This is a genomic window from Paenibacillus sp. JT22N7 (genome assembly GCF_059383875.1).
Window position 1 is genome coordinate 152,006 of the sequence record NZ_JBXENY010000002.1, and the last position, 12,067, is coordinate 164,072.

The window sequence follows — 12,067 nt, forward strand, 5'->3', positions numbered from 1 at the left end:
GGACTCAGGCTGAGTTCGCTGCGCTACTCTCTGCTGCCGAGGGCTTAGCGCCGGCGTTTTCTTCTGCGTCTACGGGCGGCGGGACTTGAGCCTGAGCCGCTGCCGGACTTGCGGCGCTTGCGCTTAGGGACGAACTCTTTCACGTCATCGGTGGCGTCGTCTCCGGCCCCTTTTTTCCCAAAGGAGCCCATAATCACCTTCACGAGCGGAGCCATCTGGGATACGCTGCTCATCACCTTCTGAACCTTCGTCACCGTGGTCAAAATGCCGTCAATACCGCCTATGCGGTCGACAAAGCCTTTGATCTCTCCCAAATTGGCGAGCGAGAATCCGCCGCCCTTGGCAGGGGCTACGGTTTCAGCAAGCTCGGCTGCTGTAGCTGGAACGATGGTTTGGGACTCCGGCTGTACGGCTTGAACCGATTGAAGCGGAGGCTGGAACTCTGGAATCGCATTTTCATTCAGTAGGCCGGATACGCTGGCGTTATGGTTAACGGTGGGGCTGAGCTGGCTCTGCCCCTGGCGGCTGCTGCGATGCTGGAAATGCTGCGGCTGCTGAGCATGCGGGTAGCGGGGATATTGGGGATAGCCGCCGGGATTATTGCGATAATTCACGCTGATCACCCTTTTAAATTTTATAGTGAAGCGGTGTACACTTGGTATTAGTCTATGGCATAGGCAAACGTAAGGATTGGACGAATGTCACGGGTATTGAAGAAAAATAACGGCAGATGTCCCACGTTTGCTCTTCTGTTCTGTAAAGCGTGAATACGGTAATGCTTGAAAAAAACGGGTAAAAAAGCTACAATGTGAGCATTGGAAGTCCGGTTTGAAGACTAGAGGAGTGAAGAATATGCAGCTCAAAAAGCTGAACGATAAAGCGGTAGATCAATTGTTTGAGGCCATCTTAACTTTAAAGTCCGTTGAGGAATGTTATGTGTTTTTTGATGATTTGTGCACGGTCAATGAAATTCAGTCGCTGTCGCAGCGTCTGGAAGTAGCGCGCATGCTCGGCAAGGGCAGCACGTACAATCAGATTGAAGCGGAGACAGGGGCGAGCACAGCTACGATCTCGCGGGTGAAGCGCTGTTTGAATTATGGCAACGACGGGTATAAAATGGCTTTAGAACGTTTAGGACGGTAGGTGCGTGAAAGCCATGACAAAACCCGGCATTCTCGTTATAAGCCACGGCTCGCGCGATGCGCAGTGGGTGCAGCTTGTAGATGAAGCAGTAGAACGGGCAACAGAGACGATGCAGCGGGCCGAGGTGCCCGTGTATTCGTCTTTTCTTGAAATTATAGAAGGTCGGCTCATTCAGGACGGCATTGATGCGCTGGAGGCGCAGGGCGTAACCGAGCTGTATGTGCTGCCGCTGTTTATTTCATCAGGAAGTACGCATATCGATGAGATTGGGCAGGCTTTTGGCTTTGCGCCGATATCGGATTTTGAGGGCGATCTGGGTAGGTTTAGGGTGAACGCGCATGTTCATATGGGCATACCGATAAATGATGATCCAGAAATTGCTGAGCTGCTGCTGCAAAATATGAAGCCGCTCAGCGCGGAGCCGAGCCGCGAAGCGCTTCTATTAATTGGCCACGGCAGCAAGGAGCCGGTGTTTCATGAGCGCTGGCAGCAAGGACTGGGTGCGCTAGCTGGTCGTATACGCGAGCTAGGCGGTTTCGCGCGCGCGGAAACGGCTATGCTGCTGCCTGATCAGGCTGCTGAGCGGTTGAGAGGCATGCAGGTGGAATGGCCGGAGGAAGCGGTTATCGTCGTTCCGTTATTTTTGAGCAATGGCTATTTTATGAATGAGGTCATACCGGAGCGCTTGTCGGGACTGGATTATCGCTATAATGGAAGGCCGATGCTGCCTGACCCGGCGATTGAGCGCTGGCTGGTGCGGAATATGACGGATTGGCTGGCGGGGCTGGAAGCCGTATAATAGGGGAAAGTGGAAGGAACGCACGGGACGATAGGGACGAAGGATGAAAGGCACGAAAGACGAGAGGCACGAAGGGTAAGAAAGGCAAGAATTACGCATGCGCGAAGGCGATAGGTAGGCCTGCCGACACATGGGAAAATGGAAAAGGGCTGGAGGTCACGCTGATGTCAGCATATAAAAGAGCAAGATTGATCTATAATCCTTCTTCCGGCAGGGAAGAAATGAAGCGCAGGCTTCCAGATATTTTGCAGCGGCTGGAGCGCGGCGGCATTGAGACGAGCTGCCACGCCACGATAGGCGAAGGCGATGCGACGCTTGCTGCGGCCGAAGCCGCGGAGCGCGGCTATGATCTAATTATAGCGGCGGGCGGCGACGGTACGCTGTATGAGGTTATTAATGGGCTGGCGGAAAAGCCGAATTTGCCGCCGCTGGGCATTTTGCCGCTGGGGACGACGAATGATTTTGCTCGTGCGCTTGGCATTCCGAAGCATTGGGAATATGCGGTCGATCTAATTATTCAGCAGTATACGCGTCCGATTGATGTCGGCAAGGCGAATGAGCGTTATTTTATTAATATTGCTGGTGGCGGTTCGATGACGGAGCTGACGTATGATGTGCCGAGCAAGCTCAAGACGATGATTGGGCAGCTGGCGTATTATATGAAGGGCATGGAGAAAATGACGCGCCTCAGCCCGACGGAGCTGAAAATCCAGGCCGCAGGCGTTGGCGATTTTCATGAGGAATTTATGCTTTTTCTCATCTGCAACAGCAACTCGGTTGGCGGGTTTGAGAAGCTGGCTCCAGACTCGAAGCTCGACGATGGATTGTTTGACGTTATTTTGCTGCGAAAATGCAATTTGCCGGAGTTTATCCGCCTCGTGTCGCTCGCGCTGCGCGGGGAGCATATGAATGATCCGCATATTATCCATTTCCGCACGAATGAGATGAAGGTAACGACGCCAGACTACGTGCAGATTAATCTCGACGGCGAGTACGGCGGCAAGCTGCCGTTTACGTTCTCAGTGCTGCCTTCGCATTTGCGAATTTTTGCCGATGAGATGGGCGAGTCGACCTATCGGTAGTATAATGGATTTATGTGAGCGGAAGCGTGTAGAGCGAAGCATGAAGGACGAAGAATAAAGAACGAAGAGCTACGAGCGAAAGATGATGGCTGGCTATCCGCAAAACTGCATAGGGTGCTATTGGTGATTTAAGCGAAGCGCTGGTTGCGTTGAACTGCATAGGAAAGATCAGGGATTCGTGTATGATGGCGAGTCATTTTGTGAAAAAGAATAAGAGCAGAAAGTTGGCCGCTTAGCGGCCTGCTTGCGTTAATGGCGATATAGAGCGGAGCGGGTAGAGCAATGAACAGAAGAAATAACAGAGGTGGCAGTGGTCGTGGGCGCAGCAATTCCCAGTCGAAGCCGCCGGAAAATGTGCCGGTAAGCAAAAATGAAGAGGTCGTCCTCGATATTATCGGACTGACGCATGACGGGGAAGGGGTAGGCCGCGCTGAAGGCTATACCCTTTTTGTGCAGGGCGCACTCCCTGGTGAGCGCGTGCGCGCGAAGGTCATGAAGACGAAGAAGCAGTATGGCTATGCGCGCTTGCAGGAGCTGCTGGTCGCGAGCGACGACCGCGTTGAGCCGCCATGCGATATTTACAAGCAATGCGGCGGCTGCCAGCTGCAGCATATGGACTATGACGCCCAACTGAGCTGGAAACGCCAGCATGTGGTGGACAATCTGGTGCGGATCGGCAAGCTGAGTGTGGCTGGGAAAGCGGAGAAGGCACAGGCAGGTGGATCGGTGGAAAATAAATCGGTGGAAGCTGCTGTTATTGTACATCCGACCATTGGGATGGACGAGCCTTGGCGCTATCGGAATAAGGCGCAGGTACCGATTGGCATGATGACAGGCGGTCATGGCAATGACGGTGATGGTGCGGAGAATAAGCTGATTGCTGGTTTTTATGCACGTGGTAGCCACAGAATCATCGATATGGACGATTGCCTGATTCAGCATGACTGTAATGATGAAATCGTGCGGGCAGTGAAGGCGATTGGCCGCGAGCTAGGCGTAACTGGCTATGATGAGGAGAGCGGACGCGGCGTGCTGCGTCATGTGATGGCGCGTACGGGCTTTGTAACGGGCGAAATGATGGTCGTGCTCGTGACGAACGGACGCAAGCTACCGCAGGCTGAGCGCTGGGTGGAGCGCATCCGTGAAGAGCTGCCAGGTGTGACGAGCATCGTTCAAAATGTGAATGAGCGGAACACGAATGTGATTTTTGGCGATGAGACTAAGGTGCTGTGGGGCAGCGATGTTATTTATGATGAGCTCGACGGCATTCGCTTCGCGATATCGGCGAGATCGTTTTATCAGGTGAATCCGCTGCAGACGGTGGCCTTGTACCGCAAAGCGGTGGAGTATGCGGCGCTGACCGGGACGGAGTCGGTCATTGATGCTTATTGCGGGATTGGGACGATATCGCTGTTCCTGGCGCGGCAGGCTGGGCGCGTGTACGGTGTGGAGATCGTGCCGGAGGCGATTGAAGATGCGAAGCGCAATGCGGAGCTTAACGGTATTGGGAATGCGACTTTCGAGGCTGGGCCTGCCGAGGTCGTCATTCCGCGCTGGCGCGAGGAGGGCGGTATTGTACCCGACGTCATCGTCGTCGATCCGCCGCGCAAAGGCTGCGATCCTGAGCTGCTGGAGACGATTCTGGCGATGCAGCCAGAGAGAGTCGTGTATGTGAGCTGTAATCCGTCGACATTGGCGCGGGATTTGCGGGTGTTGGAGGATGGCGGGTATCGGACTGTGGAGGTGCAGCCGGTGGATATGTTTCCGTGGACTACGCATGTGGAGTGCTGTGTGTTGCTGGCTAAGGAGTAGTATTAAGAGAAGCATTTACACCTACCATTCAATGCTTGAGTGCAGTTGGCGCTTCGGCTTTCCTTGTGAGAAGAAGTTATGAACAAAGTTAGGCGTAATGTTCTGATCTATTATGAGTCCGTTTGGTTTAGGTGGTCTGGGAGAGGTTATTCATTAGCGTGATTGGATTAAGTGAACAATATTACTTATATACTTAGTAGGTTGTCGAGATATGTGAGTTGTTTAATATTGAAGGTCAAAAAAAATAATTTGAGATGTGACAGGTTGGCTCAAAAAGGGGAACTCGCCCGCCTTAGCATACACCATGAAAAGCTCGACCTTTTCAGAGGTTAGAGCTTTTCTTATATGTCTGTTTAGTTTTGGAATTAGACTTTATTACATATAGGTAGGTTGAATTCAGACTAAAAATATGCTAAAATTAGACTGAAACAAGTTTGAAAGAGGGTGTTTATGCTGAAAGATAATTTGATATATTTAGATACATACGTTCTTCAACAAGATATGAGAATACGATTGCCTAAGAGCATTTTGGAAAACTTAAAAGCAGAAAAAGGGATAACGAGGTTTGCTGTTTACTTAGATAAAGAGGATAATAGTTTAATTTTGAAAATTAATTATTTGGAGGACAAAAATAGTTATGCGCAATAAAGTTGATACAGTAGCACTCAGCCTGTTCTCCGGTATTGGTGGATTTGAAATAGGGATGGCTCGTTGTGGGTTCTCATTTGCAAAGACACTGGAATGGGATGAAAAATGTTGTGAAACCTTAAATGCGAATAAGAGTCTAACAGGGACAAAAGAAGACAACATTCAACCTATTGATATTACAAAAATGGCACCAGAAGATTTTTACGAAGGTACTGTTAATTATATAGTAGGTGGACCACCGTGTCAGAGTTTCTCAGCTGCGGGTAGAAGGGCAGGAGGAGTTGCCGGAACAAACGATTTGAGAGGAACTCTTTTTGAGTACTATTGCAAATACGTAAATCATTTTAAACCTAAAGCTTTTATTTTTGAAAATGTTAGGGGTATCTTATCTTCCAATAAGGGTGCTGATTTTAAGTTAATAATGGATTCCTTTGAAGGCGTTGGGTACAAGCTGTATTGGAAATTATTGAATGCAGCTGACTATGGTGCTTCACAGCTTAGAGAGCGAGTTTTTCTAGTTGGAATCAGGGATGACATAAAAGTTGATTTTAAGTTTCCTCTTCCGACATTTGGTCCCGATTCTCCAGATAAAAGAAAATATATAACCACAGGCGAAGCCATTGATGATATACAGGACAATGATGAGGTAGTGCCGCCTTATGGAGGCAAATACGGACATCTGATTCCAGATATTCCGTCCGGAGAGAACTATAGATTTTATACCGAAGAAATGGGTCATCCCAACCCATTATTTGCATGGAGATCTAAATTTTCTAATTTTTTATATAAAATGGATCCTAATGATGTTTGCAGAACTATTATTGCATATCAAGGTAAATATGATGGACCTTTTCACTGGAAAAATAGGAAATGTACTGTGGAAGAATTAAAGAGACTACAAGGATTTCCTAATGAATTCGTAATTAAACAGTCCTATACAGAAAGCGTTAAGCAGATTGGTAATTCCGTATGTCCCATGGTTGCTGAACAAATCGGAAGAGCTCTTAGGTATCAATTAGAAGGACAAGATGAGTATAAGGTTCCTTTGATAGAGGATGGTCAGATACTTTCGTTCGATAAGAGAAAAGGAATGAAAGCAAAGAAATCCAGAGAACAAAAAGCCAAACGTTATGTAGATATTCAGCAACTTGATTTATTTGATTTGGACTCAAAAAATGAAATTGTTTATGAGAATTTTAAGAAAGAGAGAATTGATGACAATTATAAAGTTATATGGAATTTCGAAGATGGAGATTTGACCGTAAGAATTTCAATAGACTCAGCAAGAAAAAAAGCCGCTAAATTGAAACTAGTTTTTTTTGGGAGTATTTTATCATCCTTTAAGACTATAACTGTTAATCTTTTCTCCAATACATGGGATGAGACTATGATTAAATTTATGTGGGATGAGGTACACAGTGCAGTTGCTGAGTTATCGTCTTACGATTCACTAATGCCTCTATACGGTCATTTTACTGAACCATATCCTAAATTTAGTATTAATTTCGAAACAAATTTTGATTCTGAAACAATTCGGTTTCAAAAAATGTCATTGGATGAAAAGAAGGTGAATAAATTTTTATTATATGATATTGTGTCAAGTAATCATGCTATTGCGAATGAGGTTTTTAAACGAATGCGTGATGCTGGATTTGATATTCGTGCAAATAATACCAATCAAACTATACCAGTGGGGTATTTTAGAATATGTTATCCATTTACACTGTCAGAATCATCAATAAGAAATGTTATTTGGAAAGATGTAATATAAAGAAAGGTGGGATGCAACAACTTGTGAATTGCCTGCATCCCATCTACCTTATTTCGCTAAATCTAACCATTTTTCCTTTGTTTCAGGTTTTACATTTGGAGCAACAGATAGATAATAGCCTGTCTTAGCTGCAATGATGTTTTCTGAGGCAGATGCTAAAGCTAGTAGATATAAGTCATGTAAAGATAGAAAAGTAATCTTGTAGCAAGGACCTGATTGAAATTGTTTTGAAGCAACCATTTCTTGTATCACATTTGTGATGGTAGCGTTCCTGTTTTCCAACACAAATATGAAGTTAATCAATTCAGGATTATCTTTGATTATTTTCTTTGCGCGGTCTATGTTATTCCAGTCAATAGTCTGTGTCTTATCTTTAACTTCAATCGCAATTACTGTCTTATTATCTTTTATAAAAGATAAATCGCCAGGCTTTTGAGCACGGGCATCAGCGGCAGTTTTGTAATCGGATACACCTTCAAGTGTCATATTATTATTTAATAAGACAACATTAAAACACGCTGCAACGATGCATTTTGTTAATTCAGGATCGGCGGTGTTCTGTAAGAATTCGAGAAGTCTAAAATTTACAGAAGGAGAGTTTTGAAGTGCGATATTAGTTTTATAACGTTTTTCCTGAATAGCTTTTGCTATTAAAATTTGATATTTAAGTGCTTCTAATGCTTGTTCTGCGTTCAGCTCATTAATTTGGTTTAATATCAAAGCAAAAAGTTTTAGATCAAACACTGTTCTTTGAGAAGTATCAAAGTCAGTATTAAGGCGTTTTAGAGTACGCATTTTTTCAATTGCACGACTTCCTTGCATTCCGGAGTTAGGTGAACAGAATCCGGTGCAAAGGTCATATTTTGCCAGAATAGGTATAGTAATAGATTCATCCTCAGAGCGAATACTATAGCCCCCTTCAATAGAACGGTTAGATTCGTCTTTGGCCCAGATTTTACAGCAATCTTCATTGGGATAAAAGTGTTTTCTCCAAGTTGCTGTAAAAATTAAGCTTGCGGGAGAGACCCATCCGTAACTACCCCAACGCCATTCGATGATATTTTCGAGCAAATCTGTTGGGACTTTGCTCTTATCATACGATACAGTGGTGTTTACTATATTGTCTAATGCTCGTCGTATATCTTTCATGTTATCTTCCTTTCTGCGTTGGAGACGCTTGCATACCCATTGTTTGGCTTCAGTTTCTAAAAACTTAAACAGGCTAAAATACCTGTCTTATAAAGACAAATTATTAGCGAATAAAATCATTATCGTTTGAGGTGAAAAACATCATCCTCATACGTAGCATGATTTAGATCTATTTATAAATTTACTTGTGTATTGTAGAAATAGCAAGTTTTCACTTGTAGAAATCAAATTGAGCATAATCATATCTATTCAATAATGATTTATTTGGATGATATTAAAAGAATTTTATTCATATAATTTTTAGGTGAGACAGATTGTCAAGCTAAGTGCGAAACCTCAACCTGAAAAGCTTCGTGTGCGGTTTTCCATCCAAGACACTTTCGAGGACGGTTATTAATTAAGGAACAAAGCGCAAGCAATTCCTCTTCCATAGCATCTGCAAAGTTATAACCTTTGGGAAAGAACTCTCTTAGCAGTCCATTCTCATTTTCATTCGTGCCTCGCTGCCAGGAGGAATAAGGAGCGGCAAAGTATACATACCTTCATGTCATACAAAGCAGTTAGGCGTTCGTTGCAGGCTAACTCTTTACCTCGATCAACAGTGGCTGTTACGAAGGCAGATGCCGAGTAAGATTGGACGGCCTGTTGATAGGCCATCTCCATGGAAGAGGCTGTACGATCCCTCATTTTAATAGTGTGACAGAGCCTTGTTTTATGCTCAGCGAATGTGGCTACGCAGGCTTTTCTTTTTTCATGATTAGAAACAACGGTATCAAGTTCCCAGTACCCGGAGGCTTCTCGCTTCCGTATTTCTTTGGAACGCTCGTGAATGGACAACCCGATCATGCAGCGTCGACGCTTCTGCATGGGCTCACAACGTTTTCCCTTATGCCTTAGAAAGATTTAACGAGTCGTCCCTGGTTTATATAGCCAGCGGTAGATCATTTTATGGCTTACACGAAGAAGGGGCTCCTCTCGTTTCATCCTCCCTTCAATCTGTTCAGGTGACCAGGTTTCGGCAAGTCTCATCGTGATGTACCGCTGCCTTTCCGCATTCTATTTACCCGAAGATACACAACGGAATCGCTTATTTATATATGATGCCTGAGCTCGATTTGCACAGTAAGACGCTTCTGTTCCTTGACGTTTGAGCTCACGTGATATGCTCGAATGTTGACGCCCGAGCTTGCGGGCAATGGATCTAGCGGTCCATCCTAGTTGATCGTATATTTCTAGCTGACTTCTCTCTTGTGGTAAGATGTTGGTAGCTCATGGCTGATTCTTCTATGTAGGGGTTGTGTTGTAACTTCATTCTACACACGTATCGGTCAGGGGTCATTTTTATCTGTCCCAATTAATTTTAAAATCTGTCGAAAGAAAAGGCCCTACGTAAGATTTGCATTGTTTGTATCTAGCACAACTACATAAGAAGGTGCCTAATGATTATATACAGTAGCTCTGTTGCTGACTTTAAAGAGGCAGTGGATGATAATAAAATTACTAATAGGATTGAAGCTGCGTTTGTTGAAAAGCTAGGGAGGAAGCCTGCGATTTCGGAACGGCGTTCTTGGAATAATTCCATGCAGTTCATGGAACGGATTATTCGGAACTCAAAAGTTGCGGACGACTGCGGAGTATTGATTGAATACAATATTCCAGCTACAAGTAAACGGATCGACTTCCTCATTGCTGGACAGGACGATAAGCAAAATCAAAACTTCATTATTGTGGAGCTCAAGCAATGGGAAGAAGCTTGGTCGACGGAGAAAGAAGATATCGTCAAGACATCATTAAATGGCGGGGTGAGAGAAACCACGCATCCATCCTACCAAGCATGGTCTTATAGACAGTATATCGTTGATATGAATGCAGCCGTACATAGTCAGGATGTGAACGCACATTCTGTTGCTTTCTTGCATAATTACCAAGAAAAAAATCCTGAACCCCTCAAATCCAAACAGTACGAGAAAATGATTGCGGAGGCTCCTTTATTTTTGTCTCATGAGACGAAGAAGCTGCAAGAGTTTATTTTTAAATATGTCGGCAAAGGCAAAGGAATGGAGCTCCTTTATCATATTGAAAATGGGAAAATAACGCCTTCCAAAGCTTTGATTGACCATATAAGTGCTTTGTTTGATGGCAATTCAGATTTTGTACTGCTCGATGAGCAGAAGGTTGCTTACGAGACCATCGTAACCCTTGCCAAGAAACAAGATAAAAAGAGGACGATCGTCATAAAAGGCGGACCAGGCACGGGGAAATCCGTTATTTCTATGAACTCGCTTGGAGGCTTGCTGCGCAACAGCTTGAATGTGAAATTTGTGGCGCCTAATTCCTCTTTTCGAAATGTCATGGTGGAAATGTTGACGAAACAAAGCTCCAGATCGAAGACGAGAACGAAGAGCTTGTTTCTAGGGTCGGGCAGCTTTGTTGATGCGGATGCTGATGCGTTTGACGTTTTGATTGTAGATGAAGCTCATCGTCTGAAGGGCAAAGGCGCCTATATGTATAAAGGTGAAAATCAGATAGAAGACATTATCAAAAGCACAAAAACTAGCGTGTTTTTCATTGACGATATGCAAAGAATTAGGCCCGATGATATCGGTACAGTAGATGAAATCAAGAGAATGAGCAAGGAGTTAGGAGCAGAATACCATGAGTATTCATTGCATGCTCAATTCCGATGCGCTGGAGCAGAGGGTTATTTAAACTGGGTTGATGACGTTCTAAATATTAGACAGACGGGGAATTTTAACGGGTGGGATAAGGAAGTTTTCGATTTTCGCATTGTAGATTCACCGCATCGTTTGTATGAGCTTATTAAAGATAAGCAGGCTAACGGTCATAAAGCACGTCTGTTAGCCGGTTATGCATGGAGCTGGACAGGACCGAAACAAGGCAATACGAATGGACAGATTGAGGATGTTATTTTGGAGGAGCACGGCTTTAAAATGCCATGGAACGGCTACGCCATTCGTGAATCATGGGCGATCCATCCTGATGGAATTGACCAGATAGGCTGCGTTCATACGACGCAAGGGCTGGAGTTTGAGTATGTTGGCGTCATTATAGGAAACGATTTAAGATATGATGCTGAGACAGGGACTTTGTTTTCTGATTTCAAGGACTATAAAGATATAACGGGGAAAAAGGGCTTGAAGAACGATCCGGCCAGGCTTAATGCCCTTATCAAGAACATCTACAAAATTCTAATGTCCAGAGGAATGAAGGGCTGTTATATCTACTGCAGAGATCAAGCCCTTCAAGCTTATATCCAGACTAGACTGGCAAAAACGACACTATAGTAAGAACGGTAGAACGGAAGTGCCCCCTTAGAATGGACATTGGAAAAACCCCTGGTTTATCCGATGGAAAGCTCTCGTTTCATATAGATATCCTTTGTAAGCCGATTGCCCTGAAATTCAGCGCAGTCGGCTTTTTTGCGTTGAAGGGAGGAAATGAAATGATTAAGGTAATCGCATTATTTGCCAGCGAAGGGGATTCCCCTTTTTGAGAAGTTACGAAAAGTATGCAGGAAGTATATATTAAATGGTTTGACGTTATAGTGAGAAAGCATTTGGAGTTCAATCATTTCCAGCTCCTCAAAGGGAAATAGAATTTTTTGGAGAATATGTAAGAATGACTTCTCCCTATTCGTGCTTG

Annotated in this window: 10 protein-coding genes and 1 pseudogene; 8 read left to right on the top strand and 3 right to left on the bottom strand. The window is 44.8% G+C overall.

What is annotated here, in order from left to right; genetic code table 11:
- Positions 1-44 precede the first annotated feature (44 nt).
- The gene (locus AC50Y5_RS05375; RefSeq protein WP_494858992.1) at positions 45-614 is read right to left on the bottom strand and encodes a tyrosine protein kinase; all 570 of its coding nucleotides are present in this window, start codon (positions 612-614) and stop codon (positions 45-47) included.
- Between the two features lie 238 nt (positions 615-852).
- Between AC50Y5_RS05375 and AC50Y5_RS05380 the strand changes: the two genes are divergently transcribed.
- The 6 genes from AC50Y5_RS05380 (at position 853) to AC50Y5_RS05405 (ending at position 7,255) form a co-directional block, all read left to right on the top strand.
- Positions 853-1,143 carry a YerC/YecD family TrpR-related protein gene (locus tag AC50Y5_RS05380; protein WP_046231556.1) on the top strand — a complete coding sequence of 97 codons (291 nt, stop codon included), beginning with the start codon at positions 853-855 and terminating at the stop codon, positions 1,141-1,143.
- 13 nt (positions 1,144-1,156) lie between these two features.
- A complete protein-coding gene (locus AC50Y5_RS05385) occupies positions 1,157-1,942 on the top strand; it encodes a sirohydrochlorin chelatase (protein ID WP_494859703.1) in 786 nt (261 codons plus the stop codon).
- Between the two features lie 164 nt (positions 1,943-2,106).
- Positions 2,107-3,024 (top strand): diacylglycerol kinase, encoded by a 918-nt coding sequence (locus tag AC50Y5_RS05390; protein ID WP_099517062.1) that lies wholly within the window; start codon positions 2,107-2,109, stop codon positions 3,022-3,024.
- A gap of 282 nt (positions 3,025-3,306) precedes the next feature.
- Entirely contained in the window at positions 3,307-4,836 is a 1,530-nt protein-coding gene (gene rlmD / locus AC50Y5_RS05395) for a 23S rRNA (uracil(1939)-C(5))-methyltransferase RlmD (RefSeq protein WP_494858994.1), read from the top strand.
- A 450-nt stretch (positions 4,837-5,286) separates the two neighbouring features.
- Positions 5,287-5,484, top strand: a complete 198-nt coding sequence (locus AC50Y5_RS05400; RefSeq protein WP_494858996.1) for a hypothetical protein — start codon at positions 5,287-5,289, stop codon at positions 5,482-5,484.
- On the top strand, positions 5,474-7,255 hold the full coding sequence (locus AC50Y5_RS05405; RefSeq protein ID WP_494858998.1) for a DNA cytosine methyltransferase: 1,782 nt from the start codon (positions 5,474-5,476) through the stop codon (positions 7,253-7,255). The genes AC50Y5_RS05400 and AC50Y5_RS05405 overlap by 11 nt, the downstream gene beginning before the upstream one ends.
- A gap of 48 nt (positions 7,256-7,303) precedes the next feature.
- Here the strand turns inward: AC50Y5_RS05405 and AC50Y5_RS05410 are convergent, their stop codons facing one another.
- Together AC50Y5_RS05410 and AC50Y5_RS05415 are read right to left on the bottom strand one after the other, a co-directional pair.
- Positions 7,304-8,404: a hypothetical protein gene (locus AC50Y5_RS05410; RefSeq protein ID WP_494859000.1), complete on the bottom strand. Its 1,101-nt coding sequence runs from the start codon at positions 8,402-8,404 to the stop codon at positions 7,304-7,306.
- A 317-nt stretch (positions 8,405-8,721) separates the two neighbouring features.
- Positions 8,722-9,677: pseudogene (locus AC50Y5_RS05415) on the bottom strand (IS30 family transposase).
- Between the two features lie 166 nt (positions 9,678-9,843).
- Here AC50Y5_RS05415 and AC50Y5_RS05420 point away from each other — a divergent pair.
- Positions 9,844-11,709, top strand: coding sequence for a DNA/RNA helicase domain-containing protein (locus AC50Y5_RS05420; RefSeq protein WP_494859002.1), 1,866 nt, complete (start codon positions 9,844-9,846; stop codon positions 11,707-11,709).
- A gap of 32 nt (positions 11,710-11,741) precedes the next feature.
- A complete protein-coding gene (locus AC50Y5_RS05425; protein ID WP_494859004.1) occupies positions 11,742-11,918 on the top strand; it encodes a hypothetical protein in 177 nt (58 codons plus the stop codon).
- Positions 11,919-12,067: the final 149 nt, after the last annotated feature.